The organism is Pseudomonas sp. Sample_14, assembly GCF_004307515.1.
In the GTDB taxonomy this organism is placed as follows: domain Bacteria; phylum Pseudomonadota; class Gammaproteobacteria; order Pseudomonadales; family Pseudomonadaceae; genus Aquipseudomonas; species Aquipseudomonas atacamensis.
In genome coordinates this window covers 85,772-109,997 of the sequence record NZ_RCOC01000058.1, presented here as the reverse complement: position 1 = coordinate 109,997, position 24,226 = coordinate 85,772, and the positions used below count along the sequence as shown (strand labels likewise).

General features: G+C 60.7%; 26 protein-coding genes. 15 read left to right on the top strand and 11 right to left on the bottom strand.

What is annotated here, in order from left to right; all coding sequences use genetic code 11:
- Positions 1–28: 28 nt before the first annotated feature.
- The 4 genes from rng (at position 29) to tldD (ending at position 7,731) form a co-directional block, all read left to right on the top strand.
- Positions 29–1,486, top strand: coding sequence for a ribonuclease G (gene rng / locus D8U61_RS13380; RefSeq protein WP_016771696.1), 1,458 nt, complete (start codon positions 29–31; stop codon positions 1,484–1,486).
- 75 nt (positions 1,487–1,561) lie between these two features.
- Positions 1,562–5,365, top strand: coding sequence for a YhdP family protein (locus D8U61_RS13375; protein ID WP_130927092.1), 3,804 nt, complete (start codon positions 1,562–1,564; stop codon positions 5,363–5,365).
- A gap of 58 nt (positions 5,366–5,423) precedes the next feature.
- A complete protein-coding gene (locus D8U61_RS13370) occupies positions 5,424–6,284 on the top strand; it encodes a carbon-nitrogen hydrolase family protein (RefSeq protein WP_130927091.1) in 861 nt (286 codons plus the stop codon).
- Positions 6,285–6,288: 4 nt separating this feature from the next.
- Positions 6,289–7,731, top strand: coding sequence for a metalloprotease TldD (tldD, locus tag D8U61_RS13365; protein WP_016771693.1), 1,443 nt, complete (start codon positions 6,289–6,291; stop codon positions 7,729–7,731).
- A 51-nt stretch (positions 7,732–7,782) separates the two neighbouring features.
- On the opposite strand, the gene yjgA is transcribed toward tldD, so the two are convergent.
- A complete protein-coding gene (yjgA, locus tag D8U61_RS13360; protein ID WP_016771692.1) occupies positions 7,783–8,307 on the bottom strand; it encodes a ribosome biogenesis factor YjgA in 525 nt (174 codons plus the stop codon).
- Positions 8,308–8,409: 102 nt separating this feature from the next.
- Here yjgA and pmbA point away from each other — a divergent pair, with 102 nt between their 5' ends.
- The 6 genes from pmbA (at position 8,410) to D8U61_RS13330 (ending at position 13,782) form a co-directional block, all read left to right on the top strand.
- Complete coding sequence (pmbA, locus tag D8U61_RS13355; RefSeq protein WP_172834015.1) at positions 8,410–9,762, top strand: metalloprotease PmbA; 1,353 nt, start codon at positions 8,410–8,412, stop codon at positions 9,760–9,762.
- A 251-nt stretch (positions 9,763–10,013) separates the two neighbouring features.
- Positions 10,014–10,421: a hypothetical protein gene (locus tag D8U61_RS13350; RefSeq protein WP_016771690.1), complete on the top strand. Its 408-nt coding sequence runs from the start codon at positions 10,014–10,016 to the stop codon at positions 10,419–10,421.
- On the top strand, positions 10,402–11,778 hold the full coding sequence (locus D8U61_RS13345; protein ID WP_130888601.1) for a class II fumarate hydratase: 1,377 nt from the start codon (positions 10,402–10,404) through the stop codon (positions 11,776–11,778). Before D8U61_RS13350 ends, D8U61_RS13345 begins: the two co-directional genes overlap by 20 nt.
- A gap of 27 nt (positions 11,779–11,805) precedes the next feature.
- The gene (locus D8U61_RS13340; protein WP_016771688.1) at positions 11,806–12,246 is read left to right on the top strand and encodes a hypothetical protein; all 441 of its coding nucleotides are present in this window, start codon (positions 11,806–11,808) and stop codon (positions 12,244–12,246) included.
- A 1-nt stretch (position 12,247) separates the two neighbouring features.
- Entirely contained in the window at positions 12,248–12,859 is a 612-nt protein-coding gene (locus tag D8U61_RS13335) for a superoxide dismutase (protein WP_130888600.1), read from the top strand.
- A 29-nt stretch (positions 12,860–12,888) separates the two neighbouring features.
- Positions 12,889–13,782, top strand: coding sequence for a ZIP family metal transporter (locus D8U61_RS13330; protein ID WP_130888599.1), 894 nt, complete (start codon positions 12,889–12,891; stop codon positions 13,780–13,782).
- Between the two features lie 34 nt (positions 13,783–13,816).
- Here the strand turns inward: D8U61_RS13330 and D8U61_RS13325 are convergent, their stop codons facing one another.
- From D8U61_RS13325 to D8U61_RS13280, 10 genes are all read right to left on the bottom strand, one after another.
- Entirely contained in the window at positions 13,817–14,092 is a 276-nt protein-coding gene (locus tag D8U61_RS13325) for an HPr family phosphocarrier protein (RefSeq protein ID WP_016771685.1), read from the bottom strand.
- 15 nt (positions 14,093–14,107) lie between these two features.
- Positions 14,108–14,965, bottom strand: a complete 858-nt coding sequence (rapZ, locus tag D8U61_RS13320) for an RNase adapter RapZ (RefSeq protein ID WP_076565860.1) — start codon at positions 14,963–14,965, stop codon at positions 14,108–14,110.
- Positions 14,966–14,967: 2 nt separating this feature from the next.
- Positions 14,968–15,432, bottom strand: a complete 465-nt coding sequence (gene ptsN / locus D8U61_RS13315; protein ID WP_016771683.1) for a PTS IIA-like nitrogen regulatory protein PtsN — start codon at positions 15,430–15,432, stop codon at positions 14,968–14,970.
- Positions 15,433–15,444: 12 nt separating this feature from the next.
- On the bottom strand, positions 15,445–15,753 hold the full coding sequence (gene raiA, locus D8U61_RS13310) for a ribosome-associated translation inhibitor RaiA (protein WP_130927090.1): 309 nt from the start codon (positions 15,751–15,753) through the stop codon (positions 15,445–15,447).
- A gap of 73 nt (positions 15,754–15,826) precedes the next feature.
- A complete protein-coding gene (locus D8U61_RS13305) occupies positions 15,827–17,317 on the bottom strand; it encodes an RNA polymerase factor sigma-54 (protein ID WP_016771682.1) in 1,491 nt (496 codons plus the stop codon).
- A gap of 166 nt (positions 17,318–17,483) precedes the next feature.
- A complete protein-coding gene (lptB, locus tag D8U61_RS13300; RefSeq protein ID WP_024011621.1) occupies positions 17,484–18,209 on the bottom strand; it encodes an LPS export ABC transporter ATP-binding protein in 726 nt (241 codons plus the stop codon).
- A complete protein-coding gene (gene lptA / locus D8U61_RS13295; protein ID WP_130927089.1) occupies positions 18,209–18,754 on the bottom strand; it encodes a lipopolysaccharide transport periplasmic protein LptA in 546 nt (181 codons plus the stop codon). Before lptA ends, lptB begins: the two co-directional genes overlap by 1 nt.
- Positions 18,741–19,313: an LPS export ABC transporter periplasmic protein LptC gene (gene lptC, locus D8U61_RS13290; protein WP_024011622.1), complete on the bottom strand. Its 573-nt coding sequence runs from the start codon at positions 19,311–19,313 to the stop codon at positions 18,741–18,743. Before lptC ends, lptA begins: the two co-directional genes overlap by 14 nt.
- An 8-nt stretch (positions 19,314–19,321) precedes the next feature.
- Positions 19,322–19,846: an HAD family hydrolase gene (locus D8U61_RS13285; protein WP_016771677.1), complete on the bottom strand. Its 525-nt coding sequence runs from the start codon at positions 19,844–19,846 to the stop codon at positions 19,322–19,324.
- A complete protein-coding gene (locus tag D8U61_RS13280; RefSeq protein ID WP_039759372.1) occupies positions 19,846–20,820 on the bottom strand; it encodes a KpsF/GutQ family sugar-phosphate isomerase in 975 nt (324 codons plus the stop codon). The genes D8U61_RS13285 and D8U61_RS13280 overlap by 1 nt, the downstream gene beginning before the upstream one ends.
- A gap of 272 nt (positions 20,821–21,092) precedes the next feature.
- Between D8U61_RS13280 and D8U61_RS13275 the strand changes: the two genes are divergently transcribed.
- The 5 genes from D8U61_RS13275 to D8U61_RS13255 are packed head-to-tail and all read left to right on the top strand — an operon-like array spanning position 21,093 to position 24,133.
- Positions 21,093–21,902 (top strand): ATP-binding cassette domain-containing protein, encoded by an 810-nt coding sequence (locus D8U61_RS13275; protein WP_076565862.1) that lies wholly within the window; start codon positions 21,093–21,095, stop codon positions 21,900–21,902.
- On the top strand, positions 21,902–22,699 hold the full coding sequence (mlaE, locus tag D8U61_RS13270) for a lipid asymmetry maintenance ABC transporter permease subunit MlaE (protein ID WP_016771674.1): 798 nt from the start codon (positions 21,902–21,904) through the stop codon (positions 22,697–22,699). The genes D8U61_RS13275 and mlaE overlap by 1 nt, the downstream gene beginning before the upstream one ends.
- Positions 22,699–23,166, top strand: a complete 468-nt coding sequence (mlaD, locus tag D8U61_RS13265; protein ID WP_016771673.1) for an outer membrane lipid asymmetry maintenance protein MlaD — start codon at positions 22,699–22,701, stop codon at positions 23,164–23,166. Before mlaE ends, mlaD begins: the two co-directional genes overlap by 1 nt.
- Positions 23,167–23,177: 11 nt before the next feature.
- Positions 23,178–23,831 (top strand): ABC transporter substrate-binding protein, encoded by a 654-nt coding sequence (locus D8U61_RS13260; protein ID WP_130927088.1) that lies wholly within the window; start codon positions 23,178–23,180, stop codon positions 23,829–23,831.
- Entirely contained in the window at positions 23,828–24,133 is a 306-nt protein-coding gene (locus tag D8U61_RS13255) for an STAS domain-containing protein (protein WP_073473772.1), read from the top strand. Before D8U61_RS13260 ends, D8U61_RS13255 begins: the two co-directional genes overlap by 4 nt.
- Positions 24,134–24,226: the final 93 nt, after the last annotated feature.

The window sequence follows — 24,226 nt, the reverse complement described above, 5'->3', positions numbered from 1 at the left end:
CGTGAACATGCCTGAACGAGATCCTGCCATGAGTGAAGAGATTCTGATCAACATCACGCCGATGGAATCGCGCGTGGCGGTGGTCGAAAACGGTGTGCTGCAAGAAGTCCACGTCGAGCGCACGCAGAAACGCGGGATCGTCGGCAACATCTATAAAGGCAAGATCGTTCGCGTACTGCCGGGCATGCAGGCGGCATTTGTCGACATCGGCCTCGATCGTGCAGCTTTCATTCACGCCGCCGAAATCTCCCTGCGCGAAGGCCCGGCGGTGGAAAGCATCAGTTCGCTGGTGCACGAAGGTCAGAGCCTGGTGGTGCAAGTCACCAAGGACCCGATCGGCTCCAAAGGCGCACGCCTGACCACGCAACTGTCGATCCCTTCGCGTTATCTGGTGTACATGCCGCGCACTGCCCACGTTGGCATTTCCCTGAAGATCGAAGACGAAGCCGAGCGCGAGCGTCTCAAGCAGGTGGTCAGTGATTGCGTGGCCAAAGAAGGCATCAAGGAGGCCGGCGGCTTCATTCTGCGCACAGCCGCTGAAGGCGCGGGCGCTGATGAAATCCTCATGGACATCCGTTACCTGCGGCGCCTCTGGGACCAGATCAACGAGCAGATCAAGACCATCGCCGCGCCCAGCGTCATCTACGAAGACCTCGGCCTGGCCCTGCGCACCCTGCGTGATCTGGTCAATCCGAAGATCGAGAAGATCCGCATCGACTCGCGGGAAACCTTCCAGAAAACCACGCAATTCGTCGCCGAACTGATGCCGGAAATCGCCGATCGTCTGGAACACTATCCGGGCGAGCGGCCGATCTTCGATCTGTACGGAGTCGAAGACGAAATCCAACGCGCGCTGGAGCGCAAGGTACCGCTGAAATCCGGCGGCTATCTGGTGATCGATCCGGCGGAAGCCATGACCACCATCGACGTCAACACCGGGGCGTTCGTCGGTCATCGCAATCTCGAAGAAACCATTTTCAAGACCAATCTCGAAGCGGCCACGGCGATTGCCCGGCAGATGCGCCTGCGCAACCTCGGCGGGATCATCATCATCGACTTCATCGACATGGAAGATGAAGAGCACCAGCGTCAGGTCCTGCGCACTTTGGAGAAACAGCTGGAGCGCGATCACGCCAAGACCAACATCATCGGCATCACCGAGCTGGGCCTGGTGCAGATGACCCGCAAGCGCACCCGCGAAAGCCTTGAGCAGGTGTTGTGCGAACCGTGCAGCAGTTGTCAGGGACGCGGCAAACTGAAGACCGCCGAAACCATCTGTTACGAGATCTTCCGTGAGATTCTGCGCGAGGCCCGGGCCTATCAGGCCGAGGGTTATCGGGTGCTGGCCAACCAGAAAGTAGTCGATCGTCTGCTCGATGAAGAGTCCGGTAACGTCGCCGAGCTTGAAGGCTTTATCGGCCGCACCATACGCTTCCAGGTGGAAACCATGTATTCCCAGGAACAATATGACGTGGTGCTGCTCTGAAGCCCTGCATCACCACTCATTCAACGCGGCTGGCCTCAGCTTTTCGCAGTATTTTTGCCATGGGAGCCAACTGACATGGAGCGTCTGACACGCATTCTGGCCGCACTCACCCGCTGGGGGCTGGGCCTGTGCGCGTTGGTTCTGGTGTTGATGGCGTTATACGTCAGCCTCGGCCGCGAGCTGACGCCACTGGTGGCGGAATACCGCGCCGACATCGAAGACAAGGCCAGCGCCGCCCTCGGCATGCCTTTGCAAATCGGTGAGCTGGAAGGCAACTGGAGCGGTTTCGCGCCGATCCTGCTGGCCCACGACGTGATGGTCGGCGACGGTGCCAACGCTCTGCGCCTCGACCGCGTGCGGGTGGTGCCGGATATGTGGGGCAGCGTGCTCGCCCGCGAAGTGCGCCTCGCGCATATCGAACTCAACGGTTTGAAGATCAGCCTCAAGGAAGCCGAAGACGGTACCTGGGCGCTGGAAGGTCTGCCGGTGCAGAAGGATCAGCCGTTCGATGCAGCGCAACTGTTCCAGCGCTCGCAGATGATCAAGCAACTGTCGGTGCTCGACAGCCAGGTGACCCTGCAACCGCTCGACCACGCGCCCATGACGCTCACCTATGTCGGTCTGAATCTGCGCACCGGCGCCAGCCGCCAGCGTCTCGACGCGCGTCTGACCTTGCCCGACGGCCAACCTGTCGCGCTGAGCCTGCGCAGCCAGTTGCGTCCTGATCAGTGGCAGAACAGCGTCATCGAGGGTTATGCCAGCCTGCCGCAAAGCGACTGGTCGAAATGGCTGCCCGAGCGCCTGACCCAGCAATGGAATTTTTCCGAGATCAAGGCCGGCGGTGAACTCTGGGTCGATTGGGCCGAAGGCGCGTTGCAAAGCGCCGCGTTGCGCCTGAATGCGCCGCAAGTGACCGGTGCCTACGCCGAGCGCAAGCCGATCCAGATCAACAATCTGGCGCTCAACGCCTATTACCGCAACACCGCCGAGGGCGCGAAGGTCACTCTTGATTCACTGGCGATGAGCTTCGGCGACACCCGTTGGGAATCCCATGTGCAGGTGCAGCAGACTCGCGCCAGCGCCAAGGCTGAAGAGCTCTGGCATCTGCAGGCCGATCGCCTCGATCTGACCCCGATCACGCCGCTGCTCAATGCGCTGGGGCCGTTGCCGCAAAGCTTCGCCACAGTGGTCGAGCGTTTGAAGGTAACCGGCGGCCTGCGCAACGTCCTGTTGGATTTCCGTCCGGCCGCCACCGACGGCAACAAATTCGGCTTTGCCGCCAACCTCGATAATGTCGGTTTCGATGCCTACCACGGCGCTCCGGCGGCGCGAAATGTCAGCGGCAGCCTCAGCGGCAATCTGGACGGCGGTGAGTTGCGCCTCGACAGCAAGGACTTCGTCCTGCACCTCGATCCGATTTTCGCCAAGCCATGGCAATACCTGCAGGCCAATGCGCGGCTGACCTGGAAGCTCGACAAGGACGGCTTCACCCTGATTGCGCCGTACCTGAAGGTGCTGGGCGAGGAGGGCAAGATTGCCGGCGACTTCCTTATCCGCCTGCACTTCGACCATAGCCAGGAAGACTACATGGACCTGCGCGTCGGCCTGGTCGATGGCGACGGTCGCTATACCGCGAAATACCTGCCGGCGGTGTTGAGCCCGGCGCTTGATGAGTGGCTGCGCACGGCGATCCTCAAAGGCGCAGTGGATCAGGGTTTCTTCCAGTATCAGGGCTCGCTGAGCAAGAATGCCGGCGAGGCTGATCGCAGCATCAGCCTGTTCTTCAAAGTGCATGACGCCGAACTGGCCTTTCAGCCGGGCTGGCCGCACGTGAGCAAGGTCAGCGGTGACGTGTTCATCGAGGACAGCGGCGTGCGCATCTGGGCCAGCAAGGGCCAGTTGCTCGATACGCAAGTCAGCGATGTCTTCGTCAATATTCCTCACGTACCGGCCGGGCAGAACTCGCATTTGTTTCTTGATGGCGCATTTGCCGGTGGCCTCGGCGATGGCTTGAAGATTCTTCAGGATGCGCCGATCGGCACTGGCGAGACCTTTGCCGGTTGGGAGGGCGCGGGTGATCTCAACGGCAAGCTTAAGCTGGATATTCCGCTGGCCAAGGGCGAACAGCCGAAAAGCCTCGTCGATTTCAAAACCGCCAACGCGCGGCTGAAACTGGCCGAACCGAAACTGGAACTGAGCCAGCTCAAGGGCGATTTCCGCTTCGACAGCAATAAAGGCCTCAGCGGCCAGAACATTTCCGCGCGGGCGTTCGACAAACCGGTCACTGCGCAGATTTTCGCGGATGGCAGCCCCAACCAGATCAAGACCCGGGTTGCGGCGTCGGGGCAGGTCGAAGTGAAAAAGCTCACCGACTGGCTGGGCGTGACCCAGCCGTTGCCGGTGTCCGGGACGATTCCTTATCAGTTGCAGCTGAATCTTTCCGGGGCCGACAGCCAGTTGCTGGTCAGCTCCAGCCTCAAAGGCGTGGCGGTGGATCTGCCGGCGCCGTTCGGCATGACCGCCGATGTCGGGCGCGACACGGTGTTCCGCATGACCTTGCAAGGCCAGGAGCGGCGGTACTGGGTCAATTACGATCAACTGGCCAATTTCACCTTTGCCGCGCCGCCGAGCAATTTCGCCGATGGCCGTGGCGAACTGTTCCTCGGCGCTGGCGAAGCGGTGTTGCCGGGCGCCAAGGGTCTGCGCATTCGTGGGGTGCTGTCAGAGCTGGACGTTGCGCCGTGGCAGGATCTGGCCAACAAATACGCCGGCGGGGATCCGGGCGGCAGCGCCAAGCAACTGCTCAGCAGCGCTGACATCAAAGTCGGCAAATTGACCGCGCTCGGCACCACGCTGGATCAGGCCTCGGTGCAGATCAATCGCAAGCCCGGCGCATGGAATCTCGCTCTCGATAGTCAGCAGGCCAAGGGCACGGCCAGCCTGCCGGACGCCAACGGCGTGCCGATTGCGGTGAATCTGCAATACGTGAAACTTCCGGCGCCGGACCCGGCGGTGCAGGCTGACGAGAACGCGCCGGATCCACTGGCGTCGGTCGATCCGACGAAAATTCCGGCGCTGGATATCACCCTCAATCAATTGTTCCTCGGCCCCGATCTGGTCGGTGGCTGGTCGCTGAAAGTGCGGCCGACCGCCAAGGGCATCGCCCTGAACAACCTCGACATGGGCCTCAAGGGCATCCTGCTGCAAGGCAACGGCGGCTGGGAAGGCGCGCCGGGGGCGACCAGCAGTTGGTACAAGGGCCGCATTGGCGGCAAGAATCTGGCCGACGTGCTCAAAGGCTGGGGCTTCGCGCCTAGCGTGACCAGCGAAGAATTCCATATGGACGTCGATGGACGTTGGCCGGGCTCGCCGGCGTGGTTGGCGACCAAGCGCTTCTCCGGCACCCTCGACGCCTCGCTGAACAAGGGCCAGTTCGTTGAAGTGGAAGGTGGTGCTCAGGCGCTGCGGGTGTTCGGCCTGCTCAACTTCAACTCGATCGGCCGGCGTCTGCGTCTGGACTTCTCCGACCTGTTCGGCAAAGGCCTGAGCTACGACCGGGTCAAAGGTTTGCTGGTGGCGACCAACGGTGTCTACGTTACCCGCGAGCCGATTCGCCTGACCGGGCCTTCGAGCAATCTTGAGCTGGACGGCACGCTGGATCTGGTCGGTGACAAGGTCGATGCGAAATTGCTGGTGACCTTGCCGGTGACCAACAACCTGCCGATCGCCGCGCTGCTTGTTGGCGCACCGGCGGTCGGCGGCGCGCTGTTCCTCATCGACAAGCTGATCGGCGACCGCGTGGCGCGCTTCGCCAGCGTCAAGTACACCGTCAAAGGCCCATGGAAAGAGCCGAAAATCACCTTCGACAAGCCTTTTTGAGCGGCCCGGCCTTGAAGCGATGGAGTAGCATGGCCAAATACCTCTATGGGAGTTCGCCATGTCTTTAGCGGTGATTCAAATGGTCAGCCAGAGCGACGTGCTGGCCAATCTGGCCCAGGCCCGACGCCTGCTTGAACAGGCAGCCGCCAGCGGGGCGAAACTCGCGGTGCTGCCGGAAAACTTCGCCGCCATGGGCCGTCGTGACGTCGCTGATATCGGCCGCGCCGAGGCCTTGGGCGAAGGGCCGATCCTGCCCTGGTTGAAACAGACCGCCCGCGACCTCACCTTATGGATAGTCGCCGGCACATTGCCGTTGCCACCGTTGAGTCAACCCACGGCCAAAGCCAATGCCTGCTCGCTGTTGATCAATGAATACGGCGAGGTCGTCGCGCGCTATGACAAGCTGCATCTGTTCGATGTCGATGTCGCTGACAATCGCGGCCAATACCGTGAATCCGATGACTATGCTTATGGCGGTAATGTAGTGGTGGCGGATACGCCGGTGGGGCGCGTCGGTCTGAGCGTGTGTTACGACTTGCGTTTCCCGGAGCTGTACAGTGAATTGCGTGCCGCCGGTGCCGAGTTGATTACCGCACCGTCGGCCTTTACGGCCGTAACCGGCGCTGCGCATTGGGATGTACTGATCCGCGCGCGGGCCATCGAAACACAGTGTTATATCCTCGCGGCCGCACAGGGCGGCAGTCATCCGGGGCCACGCGAGACCTTCGGGCATGCGGCGATTGTCGATCCGTGGGGGCGTGTGCTGGCCCAGCAGGATCAAGGCGAGGCGGTGTTACTGGCCGCCCGCGACAGCGATGAACAAGCGTCCATCCGGGCGCGCATGCCGGTGACGCGTCATCGGCGGTTTTTCTCGCAGGGCGCCCAGCGGCCTGCTTCAGAACACGAATTTAAGGCGTAAACCTATGAGCGAGTTGTTGTCCTCAGTCAGTGATCACCTGTTGGCACCCGGCGGTGTCACGATCGAGAGCCTGCAAGGCGTGCTCGGCGATCTGGCCGGGCCGGGCATCGATGCCGCCGACCTGTATTTCCAGGGCCAGATTTCCGAGTCGTGGGCGCTGGAAGACGGCATCGTCAAGGAAGGCAGCTTCAATCTCGATCAGGGTGTCGGCGTGCGCGCGCAGTCCGGTGAGAAAACCGGTTTTGCCTACAGCAACGCGATCACCCTCGAGGCCCTCGGTGCAGCGGCGCGTGCGGCGCGTTCGATCTCCCGCGCCGGGCAGAACGGCACCGTGCAGGCGTTCACCAGCCAGGACGTCGCGCAACTGTACGCGCCCGATAACCCGCTGGAAGTGCTCAGCCGCGCGGAAAAAGTCGAGTTGCTCAAACGCATCGACGTCGCCACCCGCGCACTCGACCCACGGATTCAGCAAGTCAGCGTGAGCATGGCCGGGGTCTGGGAGCGGATTCTGGTGGCCTCCACCGACGGTGGCCTGGCCGCTGATGTGCGCCCATTGGTGCGTTTCAACGTAAGCGTCATCGTCGAACAGAATGGCCGTCGCGAACGCGGCGGGCACGGCGGCGGCGGGCGTACCGATTACCGCTATTTCCTCGCCGAAGACCGCGCCATGGGTTATGCCCGTGAAGCGTTGCGTCAGGCGCTGGTCAACCTCGAAGCGATTCCGGCGCCGGCCGGTACCTTGCCGGTTGTGCTCGGTTCCGGCTGGTCCGGCGTGCTGCTGCACGAAGCGGTCGGTCACGGTCTGGAAGGCGACTTCAACCGCAAGGGCAGCTCGGCCTACAGCGGGCGCATGGGTGAAATGGTTGCCTCCAAGTTATGCACCATCGTCGATGACGGCACCTTGAGCGGCCGTCGCGGTTCGCTCAGCGTCGATGACGAAGGCACTCCGACCGAGTGCACTACGCTGATCGAAAACGGCGTACTCAAGGGCTACATGCAAGACAAGCTCAACGCGCGGCTGATGGGCGTGGCGCGCACCGGTAACGGTCGTCGCGAATCCTACGCGCACCTGCCGATGCCACGGATGACCAACACCTACATGCTCGGTGGCGAAAGTGATCCGGCGGAAATCATCGCTTCGGTGAAGAAGGGCATCTACTGCGCCAACCTCGGCGGCGGTCAGGTCGATATCACCAGCGGCAAGTTCGTATTCTCCACCAGCGAGGCTTATCTGATCGAGGACGGCAAGATCACCGCACCGGTCAAAGGCGCGACATTGATCGGCAACGGTCCCGAGGCGATGAGCCGGGTGTCGATGGTCGGTAACGATCTGGCGCTGGACAGCGGTGTGGGTACGTGCGGCAAGGATGGGCAGTCGGTGCCGGTGGGTGTCGGCCAGCCAACGCTGAAAATCGATGCGATTACCGTGGGTGGCACGGGCGCATAAGAGAGGCGGGGCTTTCGGGTGGCGCGCAGGACGGCCACCCGGTGGCGATTATCAACGCAGGCCGCGTTGAGTCTCGTCCAGCTCCCGAATGTATTTGAAGATCTTGCGGCTCGAAGCAGGTGGTTTGTTTTGCGCAACCTCATGCTGGGCCTGACGGATCAGGGAACGCAATTGCTGGCGATCGGCGTCCGGGTATTCGATGACGAATTTCTCCAGCACGGCGTCATCGCCCGCGATAAGGCGGTCACGCCAGCGTTCCAGATTATGGAAACGCTCGTTGTACTGGCGAGTGGAGGCATCGAGTTGATCGAGCAGAGTCAGAATCGCGTCAGTGTCCTGGTCGCGCATCAGTTTGCCGATGAACTGCAAATGCCGTTTACGCGCGATGTTCGCGGTGTGCTTGGGCGCATCGGCCAATGCCCGGCGCAAAGCGTCGGTCAACGGCAGTTTGGCGACCAGATCAGGCTTGAGTGTGGTCAGGCGCTCGCCGAGGTCAACCAGCGCATGCAACTCGCGTTTGACCTGAGATTTGCTTTTTTCTCCCGTATCGAGGGAGTCGTCGTAAGAATCAACCATGGTGGCAGTCCGCAAAGAAACGCCGCCATGATAACCAGTCGGGGGCCGCTTGTCCGGCCCGGTCGCTCGATGACCCCAGCCGAAAGCAGAATTTGAGTGGAGATGAGCATGAGTGCAGTTCAAAGCGTCGGCCCGCAGGCATTGCCGGCACTGCAAGAACAGGTCGAGCAGATCATCGCCGAAGCCAAGCGCCAGGGCGCCAGCGCCTGTGAAGTCGCGGTGTCGCTGGAGCAAGGCCTGTCGACTTCGGTGCGTCAGCGCGAGGTCGAAACCGTTGAATTCAATCGTGATCAGGGTTTTGGCATCACCCTGTACGTCGGCCAGCGCAAAGGCTCGGCCAGCACCTCGGCCACCGGGCCGGAGGCGATTCGTGAAACCGTCGCTGCAGCACTCGCGATCGCCAAACACACCTCCGAGGACGAAGCCTCGGGTCTGGCCGATGCGGCGCTGATGGCCAGAGATGTGCAGGATTTCGACCTGTTCCACGAATGGGACATCACCCCGGAGCAGGCCATCGAGAAGGCTTTGCTCTGCGAGGCCGCGGCGTTCGATGCCGATGCGCGGATCAAGAACGCCGACGGCACCACTCTTAGCACCCATCAGGGCTGCCGGGTTTACGGCAACAGCCACGGTTTCATCGGCGGCTACGCGTCGACCCGGCACAGCCTGAGTTGCGTGATGATCGCCGAAGCCGACGGCCAGATGCAGCGCGATTACTGGTATGACGTCAATCGCCAGGGCAGTCTGCTCGCCGATCCGGTGAGCATCGGCCAGCGTGCCGCGCAACGGGCGGCGAGCCGTCTGGGCGCGCGGCCGGTGCCGACATGCGAGGTGCCGGTGCTGTTTTCCGCCGAACTGGCGGGTGGTCTGTTCGGCAGTTTCCTCTCGGCCGTGTCGGGCGGCAGCCTGTATCGCAAATCGTCGTTTCTGGAAGGCACACTCGGGCAAAAGCTGTTCCCGGAATGGCTGACCATTGATGAGCGCCCGCATCTGATGCGCGCCATGGGCAGTGCTTCCTACGACGGTGATGGCCTAGCGACTTACGCGAAACCGTTCGTCGAGAAGGGCGAGTTGGTCTCGTACATCCTCGGCACCTATTCCGGGCGCAAACTGGGCATGCCGAGCACCGCCAACGCGGGCGGCGTGCACAACCTGTTCGTCACCCATGGCGATGAAGATCAGGCAGCGCTGTTGAAGCGCATGGGCCGGGGATTGCTGGTCACCGAGTTGATGGGCCATGGCCTGAACATGGTCACCGGCGACTATTCGCGCGGTGCGGCAGGCTTCTGGGTGGAAAACGGCGAGATCCAGTTCGCCGTACAGGAAGTGACCATCGCCGGCAACATGCGCGACATGTTCAAGCAGATTGTCGCAGTGGGTAATGATCTGGAGCTGCGCAGCAACATCCGCACCGGCTCGGTGTTGATCGAGCGGATGACTGTCGCCGGCAGCTAAGCCGCGAATCCGCCAACAAAAAAAGGCGCGCCATCCGTTCTGGATGGCGCGCCTTTTTATTCGCTTCGCACAAATCCCCTGTGGGAGCGAGCCTGCTCGCGAAAACGATGGATCAGTTGTAAATGTGCTGACTGACACAGCGCATTCGCGAGCAGGCTAACTCCCACAAGTGAGCAGCGCAAACTCGAGTGCTTGTGTTGGTTATCATTATCATTTAATAATAAATCTCATCTCCGAACGAGTCCCGGATCATGAGTTCTGCCTTGCACGAGCAGCCCTACCTCGAAAGCTGGCGCTGGATGAGCCGCCAGATCCGTTGCGCGCTGGATCCTGACGAACCGCGCCTGATCGAACACTACCTCGCCGAAGGGCGCTATCTGTCCTGTTGCACAGCCACTTCGCCCTGGACTGTCGCCGAAACGTCTTTCCGTCTGCTGCTCGATACCGCCACCGACATCGCGTTGCCGTGGCACTGGCGCAGCGTCTGTCTCGATCAAGCCTGGCGTCCCTTGCGTGAAATGGAGCGCCTGTCGCTATGCCAATGCCGCTTGCGGCGCTGGCAACGCTACACCTGGCAGCTCGCCACTTGCGAGTTGCAACCGTCGATTCCTCTCATTGATTTGCTGCAAGGACATTCGCATGACCAAGACACGTATTGAGCGCGACAGCATGGGCGAACTGCAGGTGCCGGTCGATGCGCTCTATGGCGCGCAGACCCAGCGCGCCGTGGACAACTTCCCGATCAGCGGCAAGCCGATGCCGACGCAGTTCATCCGCGCGCTGATCCTCGCCAAAGCCGCCGCTGCCCGGGCCAACGTTGAGCTGAACCAGATCAGCGCGGCCCAGGGCAAAGCCATCAGTGATGCCGCGCAAGGTCTGCTCGAAGGCAATTTCATGCAGCATTTCCCGGTGGATATCTTCCAGACCGGGTCCGGCACCAGCTCGAACATGAACGCCAACGAAGTGATCGCGACGCTGGCCAGTCGCATGCTCGGCGAGCCGGTCAACGCCAACGATCATGTCAACTGCGGGCAAAGCAGCAACGACATCATCCCGACCACCATCCACGTCAGCGCCGCGCTGGCGCTGCATGAACAATTGCTGCCGGCGCTGTTGCATCTGGTCCAGGTGATCGAGCGCAAGGCCGAGCAAGTGCATCACCATGTGAAGACCGGGCGCACCCACCTGATGGACGCGATGCCGGTGCGCATGAGCCAGGTGCTCAACGGTTGGGCGCAGCAGCTCAAGGCCAATATCGGCCATCTGCAGGATTTGCTGCCAAGCCTGCAAGCGCTGGCGCAGGGCGGCACTGCGGTCGGTACCGGGATCAATGCGCATCCGGAGTTCGCCGCGCGATTCAGTCGGCATCTGAGCCAACTGACCGACGTGCAGTTCACCCCGGGCAAGGATCTGTTCGCGCTGATTGGCTCGCAGGACACGGCAGTCTCTGTCTCCGGCCAGCTCAAAGCTACTGCGGTGTCGCTGATGAAAATCGCCAACGACCTGCGCTGGATGAACTCAGGTCCCCTGGCCGGCCTCGGCGAAATTGAACTGCAAGCGCTGCAACCGGGTTCATCGATCATGCCCGGCAAGGTCAACCCGGTGATCCCGGAAGCCACTGCGATGGTCGCTGCGCAAGTGATCGGCAACGACTCGGTGATCACCGTGGCCGGCCAATCCGGCAATTTCGAACTGAACGTGATGTTGCCGATCATCGCGCACAACCTGCTGAGCAGCATCGAACTGCTGGCCAATTCCAGTCGCCTGCTCGGTGACAAGGCAATCGCTACTTTCAAGGTCAACGAATCGCGCTTGCAAGAAGCGTTGTCGCGCAATCCGATTCTGGTCACCGCACTCAACCCCATCATCGGTTACCAGAAAGCCGCCGAAATCGCCAAGCAGGCCTACAAGGAAGGCCGCGCGGTGATCGACGTCGCTCTGGAACACACCGACCTGTCGCGCAGCCAGCTGGAAGAGTTGCTCAACCCCGAGAAGCTCACCGCCGGCGGCGTGTAAACCCCGCAACCGCTTTGGAGGCTCACCATGGAGCACTGGAAACGCACGATCGAACGGGCCAATCGCTGCTTCATGCTGGGCGAACTGATCGACGCCCGTGAGGCTTATCTGCAAGCCCTGGCCCTGGCGCAAGTGTTGTTCGAACGCTGGGCGGATGCCGACGAAGCGGTGGCGGCCTGCGTCGTCTCTCATCACAACCTCGCCGACCTGCATTTGCGCCTGAATCAACCGGAGGAGAGCGCCGAATACCTGTGCGCTATCCATCAGCGCTTGTTGCAGACCATGCAGGACGAACGCCTGCGCCCGGCCCTGCGTGAGGCGGCGTTGCGCCAGAGCAGCAAGACCTACGTCGAACTGTTGAATTTCATCAGCGAGCACGGCGAGTACCCGCGCACCCAGCGCCTGCTGCATCCGGACACCGGCAATGCCCGCCGCGCCTCAAATCCCCATCAGTATGGAGTCCACTGAAATGGCTTTTACCTTGCCTGCCTTGCCTTATGCCTACGATGCCCTTGAGCCGCACATCGATGCGCAGACCATGGAAATCCATTACACCAAGCATCACCAGACCTACATCAACAACCTCAACGCCGCCGTGGAAGGCACCGAATTCGCCGATTGGCCGGTGGAAAAACTCGTCGCCAGCGTCCAGCAACTGCCGGAAAAGCTTCGCGCAGCGGTGATCAATCAGGGCGGCGGTCACGCCAATCACTCGCTGTTCTGGGAAGTGATGGTGCCCAACGGCGGCGGCAAGCCCGACGGCGCGCTGGCCACGGCTATTGATGAGCAACTGGGCGGACTCGACAGCTTCAAGGAAGCCTTCACCAAAGCCGCACTGACCCGTTTTGGCAGCGGCTGGGCGTGGCTGAGCGTCACCCCGGAGAAAAAACTGATCGTAGAAAGCAGCGGCAATCAGGACAGCCCGTTGATGAACGGCAATACCCCAATCCTCGGTCTCGACGTCTGGGAGCACGCCTACTACCTGCGCTACCAGAACCGTCGCCCGGAATACATCAACGCGTTCTACAACGTGATCAACTGGCCGGAAGTTGCTGCGCGCTATCAGGCCGCACTGGTCTGAGCCTTCCATAAAAACAATCAGGGCTGACTATGGGCACGGAAACACTGGCGATTGGCAGCGGGCGCATGTTTCGTTACGCGGTGGGCTCGCTGTTGCTGCTGGCGGGGATGACTTTGCTGGTCGCCCACGGTTTGCAGTGGCTGAATCTGGAACCGCGGCTGTTGCGCGCCTTGCAGGGCGGTGCCATCTGCGCCTTGGGCACGGCGCTTGGCGCGGTGCCGGTGCTGGTGATCCGGCGCATGCCGCAGGCACTCAGCGACACCTTGCTGGGATTTGGTGCCGGGGTGATGCTGGCGGCGACGGCGTTTTCGCTGATCGTGCCGGGCATTGCTGCGGCGGAGAGTCTTGGTCTTACGCCGTGGGCCGCCAGTGGCCTGATCTGCTTCGGCATCCTGCTCGGCGCGTTCGGTCTGTATCTGGTGGATCGGCGCGTTTCCGGTGCCTCGCCGCAGATGCTCGTCGGCACGCTGGAGCATCCGGTGATTCCACCACGAATCTGGCTGTTCGTGTTCGCCATCATCGCGCACAACATTCCAGAAGGCATGGCGGTCGGCGTGTCTGCCGGCGGCGGGATGGCGGACGCCGACAGTCTGGCGATGGGCATTGCGTTGCAGGATGTGCCGGAAGGGCTGGTGATTGCGTTGGTGCTGGCCGGGGCGGGGATGTCACGGTTCAGGGCGTTTCTCATCGGCGCGGCGTCTGGGCTGGTCGAACCGGTATTTGCACTCTTATGCGCGTGGCTGGTGAGTCTGGCTCAAGTGCTGTTGCCGCTGGGACTGGCGTTGGCGGCCGGGGCGATGTTGCTGGTGGTGACCCACGAAGTGATCCCGGAATCGCGCCGTCATGGGCATGACAAGCTGGCCAGTCTGGGCCTGTTGGTCGGGTTTTGTTTGATGATGGTGATGGATACGGCGTTGGGGTGAATGGAGGCGAGGAACAGTGTCCCCGCCTCGCGGATTATTCACCTTCGTCGAAATACCTTTCGATCAGATCGACCAATGCGTCCATGGCTTCCTGAGCCTGTTCGCCTTCGGTGCTCAAATGGATTTTGGTGCCTTTACCCGCCGCGAGCATCATCATTGCCATGATGCTCTTGCCGTCGACAGTCGTTTCAGGGGTGCGTCCCACCCGAATCGTGCAGTCTGGATACTGACCGGCCACGCCGACGAATTTGGCCGATGCCCGGGCATGCAGACCCAGTTTATTGATGATTTCGATTTCACGAGCAGGCATCGCGGTGTGGATCCTTTAGGTGAGGTCGCGGTGGCGAACCTGGACGTTCTTCAGGGTTTTCTGCAGGGCCTGACCCAGACGTTCGGTCAGGTAGACGGAGCGGTGGTGCCCGCCGGTGCAGCCAATGGCAATGGTCACGTAGGCGCGGTTGCTGGCGGCGAAGCGTGGTAGCCACTTGTTCAGGTAGGCGTAGATGTCCTGATACATTTCTTCGACATCCGGCTGCTGCGCCAGATATTCGGCCACAGGGGCATCGAGGCCGGACTGAGCGCGCAGCTCCGGTTTCCAGTACGGATTGGGCAGGCAGCGCACATCGAACACGAGGTCGGCGTCGACCGGCATGCCGCGCTTGAAGCCAAATGATTCAACCAGAAACGCCGTGCCGGGCTCAGGCTGATTCAACAGGCGCAACTTCAGGGTATCGCGCAGTTGATACAGATTGAGGTTGGTGGTGTTGATTTTCAGGTCAGCCAGATCGGCGATCGGGCCGAGCAGGGCGGTTTCATCGTGAATCGCCTCGGCCAGTGAGCGATTGGCATTGCTCAGCGGGTGACGTCGCCGGGTTTCGGAAAAACGCTTGAGCAGGGTTTCTTCGTCGGCGTCCAGGTACAGCACATCGCACTTGATGTGTTTGGCACGCACGTCTTCGAGCAACTCGGGAAAGCGTGACAGATGGCTGGGCAGGTTGCGTGCATCGATCGACACGGCGACCAGCGGCTGCGCCAGCTCCGTGTGAATCAGCGCACGCTCGGCCAGTTCTGGCAGCAAACCGGCCGGCAGATTGTCGATGCAGTAGTAGCCGTTGTCCTCAAGGACATTCAGGGCGGTACTTTTACCCGAGCCCGAACGGCCACTGACAATGATCAAACGCATGATTAGTGCCCGTTCTGCTCGTCCAGTACAACCTGGTACAAGGCTTCATTGCTCGGAGCGCTGCGTAGCTTGTCACGCACTTCCTTGCGGTCGAGCATGCTGGCGATCTGGCGCAACAACTCCAGATGCGCGTCGGTTGCGGCTTCCGGGACCAGCAGCACGAACAACAGGTCCACCGGGGCGCCGTCGATGGCATCGAAATCAATCGGAGCTTCGAGGTGCAGCAGGGCGCTGACCGGTGCCGTGCAGCTCTTGAGGCGGCAGTGGGGAATGGCGATGCCGTTACCAAAACCGGTGGAGCCGAGTTTTTCACGGGCGATCAACGCCTCGAAGACGTCCTGCATCGCCAGATCCGGCACTTCGCGGTGGATCAGGTTGGCAATCTGTTCGAGGGCTTTTTTCTTGCTGCCGCCCGGCGCGTTCACTTGGGAACGGCCGGGGGTCAGGATGGTTTCAAGTCGGATCATGGGATAGGGGTGTTAACGACCGGTCGCGCCCTGGAGGAGGCTCTGGGTCTTTTCCTTATGCTTTTTGAGTTGGCGATCCAGCTTGTCGGTGAGTGAGTCGATCGCAGCGTACATGTCGGTGTCTTCTGCGTTGGCGACCACTTCGCTGCCGGGGATATGCAAGGTGGCTTCTATCTTCTGCTTCAGCTTTTCGACGCACATCGTGACCTGCACGTTGGTGATCTTGTCGAAATGTCGCTCCAATCGTTCGAGTTTTTCGCCGATGTAGGTGCGAAGAGGTTCGGTCACTTCCAGTTGGTGTCCACTGATGTTGACTTGCATACAGCTTCTCCTTCGTTGCCAGTGCATAAAGCGGCAGGCCGAAAAGCCTGCCACTGGAACGCTGTAACGTGGCTTACATCAACCGCTTGCGTTCGCTCGAAGGCGCGATTCCGAGGGATTCGCGGTACTTGGCGACGGTGCGGCGAGCCACCTGAATGCCTTGTGCCTCCAGTAAACCAGCGATCTTGCTGTCACTCAACGGCTTTTTCTGATTTTCCGCTGCGACCAGTTTTTTGATGATCGCGCGGATCGCCGTGGACGAGCATTCGCCGCCTTCGGAGGTGCTGACGTGGCTGGAGAAAAAGTATTTCAGCTCATAAATACCGCGCGGGGTATGCATGAATTTCTGTGTGGTCACCCGGGAAATCGTCGATTCGTGCATGCCGACCGCTTCGGCGATGTCATGCAATACCAACGGCTTCATCGCTTCGTCGCCGTACTCGAGGAAACCGCGCTGATGTTCGACGATCTGCGTGGCCACTTTCATCAGGGTTTCGTTGCGGCTCTGCAGGCTCTTGATGAACCAGCGGGCTTCCTGCAACTGGTTGCGCATGAAAGTGTTGTCGGCGCTGGTGTCGGCACGTTTCACAAACCCGGCGTACTGGGCATTGACGCGCAGGCGTGGCACCGATTCCTGGTTCAGCTCGACCAGCCAGCGCTCGTTGTCCTTGCGCACGATCACATCGGGAATGACATATTCGGCTTCGGTCGACTCGATCTGCGAACCGGGACGCGGATTGAGACTCTGCACCAGTTCGATGACCTGGCGCAGCTCGTCTTCCTTGAGCTTCATCCGGCGCATCAACTGGCTGTAATCGCGACTGCCGAGCAGGTCGATGTAATCGGCGACCAGACGCTTGGCCTCGGTCAGCCACGGTGTCTTCGCGGGCAACTGACGCAATTGCAGCAGCAGGCATTCGCTGAGGTTGCGGGCGCCGATCCCGGCCGGCTCGAATTGCTGGATGCGATGCAGGACGGCTTCGATCTCGTCGAGCTCGATGTCCAGTTCAGGATCGAACGCTTCCAGAATTTCTTCGAGGGTTTCGTCCAGATAGCCCTGATTGTTGATGCAGTCGATCAGGGTCACGGCGATCAGGCGATCGGTGTCGGACATCGGCGCCAGGTTCAGTTGCCAAAGCAGATGGCTCTGCAGGCTCTCGCCGGCGGATGTGCGGGTGGTGAAATCCCACTCATCGTCATCGCTGCTGGGCAGGCTGCTGGCGCTGGTCTGGTAGACGTCTTCCCAAGCGGTATCCACCGGCAGTTCGTTGGGGATGCGCTCGTTCCATTCGCCATCCTCGAGGTTGTCCACCGTCGGGGCGGTTTCCTGGTAGGAGGGTTCCTGGATTTCGGCGGGCTTCTGTTCGGCGTTGTCGGCCAGAGGATCGGCGTTGTCGAAGTCGTCGCCTTCTTCCTGGCGCTCGAGCATCGGATTGGATTCCAGAGCCTCCTGGATCTCCTGTTGCAGGTCCAGGGTCGACAATTGGAGCAGGCGGATGGCCTGTTGCAGCTGCGGTGTCATCGTCAGCTGCTGGCCCATTCTCAAGACTAGCGATGGTTTCATGGCAGGGGCTTAACACCTTATTCGCCGGCGCTTTGCGCCATCCACTACAGGGCGCCGAAGCGCCAAACTTAAGCAAATTATATGCCTGAAACTGAAGTGTTTGCCTAGAGCGCTGTAACAATTAAAGCGGATAAATGCGCCTTGAATCGATACAGCGCTGTCGCGCTTACAGGCGGAACTCGTGACCCAGATACACTTCCTTGACCAGATCGTTGGCCAGGATGGTCTCGGCATCACCTTCGGCGATCAGTTGACCGTCGTTGACGATGTAAGCGGTTTCGCAGATATCCAGGGTCTCACGGACGTTGTGGTCGGTGATCAGCACACCGATGCCCTTGGCCTTGAGGTGGTGGATGATCTGCTTGATGTCGCCGACCGAGATCGGGTCGACACCGGCGAACGGTTCGTCGAGCAGGATGAATTTCGGCGCAGTGGCCAGGGCGCGAGCGATTTCCACCCGGCGGCGCTCACCACCGGACAGGCTCATGCCGAGGTTGTCGCGGATGTGGCTGATGTGGAATTCCTGCAGCAGGCTTTCCAGCTCCTTGCGACGACCGGCCTTGTCGAGTTCAGGACGGGTCTCGAGGATCGCCATGATGTTGTCGGCGACCGACAGTTTGCGGAAGATCGACGCTTCTTGCGGCAGATAGCCGATACCGGCCTTGGCGCGGCCGTGCATCGGCTGGTGGCTGACGTCCAGATCATCGATCAGCACACGGCCCTGATCCGCCTGCACCAGGCCAACGATCATGTAGAAGCACGTGGTCTTGCCGGCGCCGTTCGGGCCGAGCAAGCCGACGATCTGCCCGCTGTCGATCGACAGGCTGACGTCACGCACGACCTGGCGGCTTTTATAGGCCTTGGCCAGGTGCTGAGCTTTCAGAGTTGCCATTACTGGGATTTCTCTTCGGTTTTCTTCTTCGGCTGGATCACCATGTCGATGCGCGGGCGCGATTCGGTGACCTTGCTGCCCGTGGCGCGACCGGCGCTGGCCAGTTTCTTCACGGTGTCGTAGACGATTTTTTCGCCCTGGGTGACGTTGTTATCCTTGTCGATAACCTTGGCCTTGTCGATCAGCACCACACGGTTCTGTTGGGCGTGGTATTGAATCGTCACGCCGTAGCCCTTGACCGGGTTGGCGTCGCCCTGGGTCTGCAACTGCTCGAAGTAAGCCAGGTTGCCTACCGAGGTCACCACGTCGATGTCGCCATTGGGCGCGCGAGTCATGGTCACGGTGTTGCCTTTGACGATCATCGAACCCTGGGTAATGACCACGTCACCTTTATAGGTGGCGATGCCATTCTTGTCGTCCAGTTGGGCGTCGTCGGCCTGAATGCGGATCGGCTGCTGCTGATCGTTCGGCAGGGACCAGGCGCTCGCGCTTCCCAGTGCTGCGCCCAGACTGAGCAAAATAGGGAGGGTTTTAACGAGCCTCATACTGTCCTCTTACGTTCGATTGCAGGTGTATCCTGCTGTCCTTCAGGTACGCTTTCATTCCGACGCCAGTCGATACGCCGCCAGCGCCCTCGATTCTAACGGGTTGCGCGGTCTGCGCATATTCTTGCTGCGGGAACACGGTCATGCGGGTGCTGGTGATCAGGGTGCCGCGCTGTTTCTCGTCGGTGCGCTGAACGCGGACCGAATCGATCAATTCAACTTCGGTGCCGCCCGAATTCACTTCGCCGCGCTCACTGGTCACGTGCCACGGGAAGTCGGTGCCGCGATACATGTTCAAATCAGGCTTGGTCACCAGGGTGACATCGGTAGCCTTGACGTGCTCGGCCTTGTCGGAAGTCATCTCGTACTGCACCTTGCCGTCGGGCAGGTATTGAATGGTATGCGTGTTGGTCGCGTACCAGTCGATCGGATTCTCGGCGGCCGAGACCGGCGGCTTGTCGAGGAAACGCTCCGGGCTGATGTTCCAGTAGCCGACCGCAGCGAAAATCGCCGCGATGCAGCCGAACAGCAGGAAATTGCGAAACTTTTTGCTAAACATGGTCAGGCTCACAGGTACGCGGCGTTGGCCGCTTCGAGGCGGCCCTGGGCGCGCAGGATCAATTCGCAGAATTCGCGGGCGGCACCTTCGCCGCCACGGGCGCGGGTAACGCCGTGGGCGTGTTCGCGGACGAAATCGGCAGCGTTGGCCACCGCCATGCCCAGCCCTACACGGCGGATCACCGGCAAGTCTGGCAGATCGTCACCGAGATAGGCGACTTCTTCATAGCTTAGGCCCAGTTGCGCGAGCAGACCGTCGAGTACCACCAGTTTGTCCTCGCGCCCCTGAAACAGATGCGGGATGCCGAGGTTCTTCGCGCGGCGCTCGACCACCGGGGTCTTGCGACCACTGATGATCGCCGTCTGCACGCCGGCATTCATCAGCATCTTGATGCCCTGGCCGTCGAGCGTGTTGAAGGTCTTGAACTCGCTGCCGTCTTCAAGGAAGTACAGGCGCCCGTCGGTGAGCACACCGTCGACGTCGAACACAGCCAGTTTGATTGCTTTGCCGCGTTGCAGCAGATCGTTGCTCATTACATGACTCCTGCGCGCAGCAGATCGGAGAGGTTGAAGGCGCCGATCGGGCGATCCTCCTCGTCGACGACTACCAGAGCGTTGATTCGATGGTCTTCCATGATTTTCAGGGCTTCGGCGGCGAGCATGTCGGGCCGGGCGGTCTTGCCGTGTGCAGTCATCACCTGGTCGATGGTGGCGCTGCGGATGTCGATGGCGCGATCCAGGGTGCGGCGCAAATCACCATCAGTGAAGATCCCGGCGAGCTTGCCGTCAGCTTCAAGGATAGCGGTCATGCCCAGACCCTTGCGGGTCATTTCCATAAGCGCGTCTTTGAGCAGGGTGCCGCGTTGTACTTGCGGCAGCTCCTGCCCGGCGTGCATGACATTTTCGACTTTCAGCAGCAGGCGACGGCCAAGGGCGCCACCCGGATGCGAAAAGGCAAAATCTTCAGCGGTGAAACCACGCGCTTCCAGCAAGGCCACGGCCAAGGCATCGCCCATGACCAGCGCTGCAGTAGTAGAAGAGGTCGGCGCCAGATTCAACGGACAGGCTTCGTGCTCGACATGCACATTGAGATTGACCTCGGCAGCCTTCGCCAATGGCGACTGCGGATTACCGGTGACGCTGATCAGCTGGATGCCGAGGCGTTTGATCAATGGCAGCAGCGTCACGATTTCGTTGGTCGAGCCAGAGTTCGACAGGGCCAGAATCACATCGTCGCGGGTGATCATGCCCATGTCGCCATGGCTGGCTTCGGCCGGATGCACGAAAAACGCCGGGGTGCCGGTGCTGGCCAGGGTGGCGGCGATCTTGTTGCCGATATGCCCGGATTTACCCATGCCGACCACGACCACGCGGCCCTTGCTGGCCAGAATCATCTCGCAAGCGCGTACGAAATCGGCGTCGATATGGGCCATCAAGCCTTGGACGGCTTCCACTTCGAGGCGGATGGTGCGTTGTGCCGATTGAATCAGGTCGCGGGTTTTGCTCATGTCAGAATCGTATGGGCCGATGAAAAGGCGGCGATTATAGCGGTTATGTGGCAAAGCCTCACGCAAGTTCGACGTGCTTTGTCATTACTGGTTACCAAAACCCTCTGAAACTCGCTCGGGCCCTCTTCAGTCGGCGATCTTGGCCGGGTTCTCGCTTGGGCGCTCAGCCTTTGCAGTGATATAGTTCGCCGCCAGTTCGGCCTGCCCGGGATGCAGGTGTTTCCGAGGAAAGTCTGGCATCCCAGTGAGAGGCTGCATCGCAAGGAGTTTAGATGAGTGCCGATAACGCCTACGCGGTCGAGCTGAAGGGAGTCTCCTTCAAGCGCGGTGCGCGGAGCATTTTCAATAACGTCGATATCCGCATCCCGCGCGGCAAGGTCACCGGCATCATGGGGCCTTCCGGCTGCGGCAAGACCACGCTGCTGCGCCTGATGGGCGCGCAGTTGCGGCCGTCCGGCGGTGAAGTCTGGGTCAACGGGCAGAACCTGCCGACGCTGTCGCGCAGCGATCTGTTCGATGCGCGCAAGCACATGGGCGTGCTGTTTCAGAGCGGTGCGCTGTTCACTGACCTTGATGTGTTCGAGAACGTGGCCTTTCCGCTGCGGGTGCACACGCAACTGCCGGAAGACATGATCCGCGACATCGTCCTGCTGAAATTGCAGGCCGTGGGCCTGCGTGGCGCCATCGAGCTGATGCCGGACGAACTGTCCGGCGGCATGAAGCGCCGCGTGGCGCTGGCCCGGGCGATTGCCCTTGATCCGCAGATTCTCATGTACGACGAGCCCTTCGTGGGCCAGGACCCGATCGCCATGGGCGTGTTGGTGCGCCTGATCCGCCTGCTCAACGATGCTCTGGGCATCACCAGCATCGTGGTTTCGCACGATCTGGCGGAAACCGCGAGCATTGCCGACTACATCTATGTAGTGGGCGATGGTCAGGTGCTGGGCCAAGGCACACCGGATGAGCTGATGAATTCCGATGATCCGCGTATCCGCCAGTTCATGACCGGTGATCCCGATGGCCCGGTGCCGTATCACTTTCCAGCGACGGATTACCGCGCAGATCTTCTGGGGAAGCGTTGATGCGCAGAATTTCATTGATGGAACGCGTGCGTCGGTTCGGCGAATCGGCGATCGACGCGGTCGCGGTGTTTGGTCGAGCGACCCTGTTCCTGTTTCACGCCCTGCTGGGCCGTGGCGGTATCAGCGGTGGTTTCGGCCTGCTGGTCAAGCAGCTGCATTCGGTCGGCGTCATGTCGCTGGTGATCATCGTGGTCTCCGGCATTTTCATCGGCATGGTCCTGGCGTTGCAGGGCTTCAGCATTCTTTCCAGCTATGGTTCAGAGCAGGCGGTGGGGCAGATGGTCGCCCTGACGCTGCTGCGTGAACTGGGGCCGGTGGTCACCGCCTTGCTGTTTGCCGGGCGCGCCGGTTCGGCATTGACCGCCGAGATCGGCAACATGAAATCCACCGAGCAGTTGTCCAGCCTGGAAATGATCGGTGTCGATCCGCTCAAGTACATCATTGCCCCGCGCCTGTGGGCCGGCTTCATTTCCCTGCCGGTGCTGGCGATGATCTTCAGCGTCGTCGGCATCTGGGGCGGTTCGTGGGTGGCAGTCGACTGGCTGGGCGTTTATGAAGGCTCGTACTGGGCGAACATGCAGAACAGCGTGAACTTCACCAGTGACGTGCTCAATGGCGTGATCAAAAGTGTCGTTTTCGCCTTCGTCGTGACCTGGATCGCCGTATTCCAAGGCTATGACTGTGAGCCCACTTCCGAGGGGATCAGTCGTGCCACCACCAAGACCGTGGTGTTTGCCTCGCTGGCAGTGCTCGGCCTGGACTTTATTCTGACCGCTTTGATGTTTGGAGATTTCTGATGCAAAACCGCACCCTGGAAATCGGTGTCGGCCTGTTCCTGCTGGCAGGGATCCTGGCTTTGCTGCTGCTCGCCTTGCGCGTCAGCGGCCTGTCTCCGACTTCGTCCACCGACACTTACAAGTTGTATGCGTATTTCGACAATATCGCCGGTCTGACGGTCAGAGCCAAAGTGACCATGGCCGGTGTGACCATCGGCAAGGTCACCGCTATCGATCTGGATCGCGACAGCTTCACCGGTCGGGTCACGCTGCAAGTGGATAAAAAGGTCGACAACCTGCCGGTCGATTCCACAGCGTCTATCCTGACCGCGGGTCTGCTGGGCGAGAAATACATCGGTATCAGCGTCGGCGGTGAAGACACCCAGTTGAAAGACGGTGGAACCATCCATGACACGCAGTCGTCACTGGTACTGGAAGACCTGATCGGTAAATTCCTGCTCAATACCGTTAGCAAAGACGCCAAATGAGGAGCTTTTGAATGATCTCTATCTTGCGACGTGGCCTGTTGGTGTTGCTCGCGGCCCTGCCGTTGATGGCTAACGCTGCACCGGGGCAATCGGCTCATGACCTGATTCAGGACACCACGAACCGGATGCTTGCCGATTTGCAGGCGAACAAAGAGAAGTACAAGCAGGATCCGCAGGATTTCTATGCGGCGCTCAACAGCATTGTGGGGCCGGTGGTGGATGCCGAGGGCATCTCCAAAAGCATCATGACCGTGAAGTATTCGCGCAAGGCCACGCCTGAGCAGATGCAGCGCTTTCAGGAAAACTTCAAGCGCGGTCTGTTCCAGTTCTATGGCAACGCGCTGCTGGAATACAACAACCAGGGCATCACTGTTGATCCGGCCAAAGACGAATCGGGCGAGCGCACCAGCGTCAACATGACCGTCAAAGGCAGCAATGGCGCGATCTATCCGGTGCAATACACGCTTGAGAAGATCAGCGGCGAGTGGAAACTGCGCAACGTGATCATCAATGGCATCAACATCGGCAAGCTGTTCCGTGACCAGTTCGCCGACGCCATGCAGCGCAATGGCAACGATCTGGACAAGACCATCGATGGCTGGGCCGGTGAAGTCGCCAAGGCAAAGGAAGAAACCGACAAAGCCGCCGCGAAGCCAGCGCAATGACTGAGGCCGCAGTTCGTATGAGTGATGTCGACGAGCTGGTGCTCAGTGGCGTGCTGGATTACCGCACCGGGCCCGACCTGCGCAAGGAAGGGCAGGCGCTGATCAAGTCGAGCAAGGCGTCCGCGCTGGTCATCGATTGTTCGGCGGTGCAGAAGTCCAGCAGCGTCGGCCTGTCGTTGCTGCTGTGCTTCATGCGTGATGCGCAGGCGGCCGGCAAGGCCGTCAGCATTCGTGCGATGCCTGACGACATGCGTGAAATCGCTCAGGTCAGTGAATTGACCGAGCTGTTGGCGCAACCCTGAACCATCATCTATAAAGAAGCCCCCCGTCAGAGTCCTGCGTTGCGGGGTTCGCAGGCGCGGGGCTTTTTTGTATGATGTCCGACCCGTGCGCAC

Bases quoted from the DNA above. Each gene is read 5' to 3' on its own strand.
- rng (WP_016771696.1), top strand. From the start codon at position 29: ATGAGTGAAGAGATTCTGATCAACATCACGCCGATGGAATCGCGCGTG.
- D8U61_RS13375 (WP_130927092.1), top strand. From the start codon at position 1,562: ATGGAGCGTCTGACACGCATTCTGGCCGCACTCACCCGCTGGGGGCTG.
- D8U61_RS13370 (WP_130927091.1), top strand. From the start codon at position 5,424: ATGTCTTTAGCGGTGATTCAAATGGTCAGCCAGAGCGACGTGCTGGCC.
- tldD (WP_016771693.1), top strand. From the start codon at position 6,289: ATGAGCGAGTTGTTGTCCTCAGTCAGTGATCACCTGTTGGCACCCGGC.
- yjgA (WP_016771692.1), bottom strand. From the start codon at position 8,307: ATGGTTGATTCTTACGACGACTCCCTCGATACGGGAGAAAAAAGCAAA.
- pmbA (WP_172834015.1), top strand. From the start codon at position 8,410: ATGAGCATGAGTGCAGTTCAAAGCGTCGGCCCGCAGGCATTGCCGGCA.
- D8U61_RS13350 (WP_016771690.1), top strand. From the start codon at position 10,014: ATGAGTTCTGCCTTGCACGAGCAGCCCTACCTCGAAAGCTGGCGCTGG.
- D8U61_RS13345 (WP_130888601.1), top strand. From the start codon at position 10,402: ATGACCAAGACACGTATTGAGCGCGACAGCATGGGCGAACTGCAGGTG.
- D8U61_RS13340 (WP_016771688.1), top strand. From the start codon at position 11,806: ATGGAGCACTGGAAACGCACGATCGAACGGGCCAATCGCTGCTTCATG.
- D8U61_RS13335 (WP_130888600.1), top strand. From the start codon at position 12,248: ATGGCTTTTACCTTGCCTGCCTTGCCTTATGCCTACGATGCCCTTGAG.
- D8U61_RS13330 (WP_130888599.1), top strand. From the start codon at position 12,889: ATGGGCACGGAAACACTGGCGATTGGCAGCGGGCGCATGTTTCGTTAC.
- D8U61_RS13325 (WP_016771685.1), bottom strand. From the start codon at position 14,092: ATGCCTGCTCGTGAAATCGAAATCATCAATAAACTGGGTCTGCATGCC.
- rapZ (WP_076565860.1), bottom strand. From the start codon at position 14,965: ATGCGTTTGATCATTGTCAGTGGCCGTTCGGGCTCGGGTAAAAGTACC.
- ptsN (WP_016771683.1), bottom strand. From the start codon at position 15,432: ATGATCCGACTTGAAACCATCCTGACCCCCGGCCGTTCCCAAGTGAAC.
- raiA (WP_130927090.1), bottom strand. From the start codon at position 15,753: ATGCAAGTCAACATCAGTGGACACCAACTGGAAGTGACCGAACCTCTT.
- D8U61_RS13305 (WP_016771682.1), bottom strand. From the start codon at position 17,317: ATGAAACCATCGCTAGTCTTGAGAATGGGCCAGCAGCTGACGATGACA.
- lptB (WP_024011621.1), bottom strand. From the start codon at position 18,209: ATGGCAACTCTGAAAGCTCAGCACCTGGCCAAGGCCTATAAAAGCCGC.
- lptA (WP_130927089.1), bottom strand. From the start codon at position 18,754: ATGAGGCTCGTTAAAACCCTCCCTATTTTGCTCAGTCTGGGCGCAGCA.
- lptC (WP_024011622.1), bottom strand. From the start codon at position 19,313: ATGTTTAGCAAAAAGTTTCGCAATTTCCTGCTGTTCGGCTGCATCGCG.
- D8U61_RS13285 (WP_016771677.1), bottom strand. From the start codon at position 19,846: ATGAGCAACGATCTGCTGCAACGCGGCAAAGCAATCAAACTGGCTGTG.
- D8U61_RS13280 (WP_039759372.1), bottom strand. From the start codon at position 20,820: ATGAGCAAAACCCGCGACCTGATTCAATCGGCACAACGCACCATCCGC.
- D8U61_RS13275 (WP_076565862.1), top strand. From the start codon at position 21,093: ATGAGTGCCGATAACGCCTACGCGGTCGAGCTGAAGGGAGTCTCCTTC.
- mlaE (WP_016771674.1), top strand. From the start codon at position 21,902: ATGCGCAGAATTTCATTGATGGAACGCGTGCGTCGGTTCGGCGAATCG.
- mlaD (WP_016771673.1), top strand. From the start codon at position 22,699: ATGCAAAACCGCACCCTGGAAATCGGTGTCGGCCTGTTCCTGCTGGCA.
- D8U61_RS13260 (WP_130927088.1), top strand. From the start codon at position 23,178: ATGATCTCTATCTTGCGACGTGGCCTGTTGGTGTTGCTCGCGGCCCTG.
- D8U61_RS13255 (WP_073473772.1), top strand. From the start codon at position 23,828: ATGACTGAGGCCGCAGTTCGTATGAGTGATGTCGACGAGCTGGTGCTC.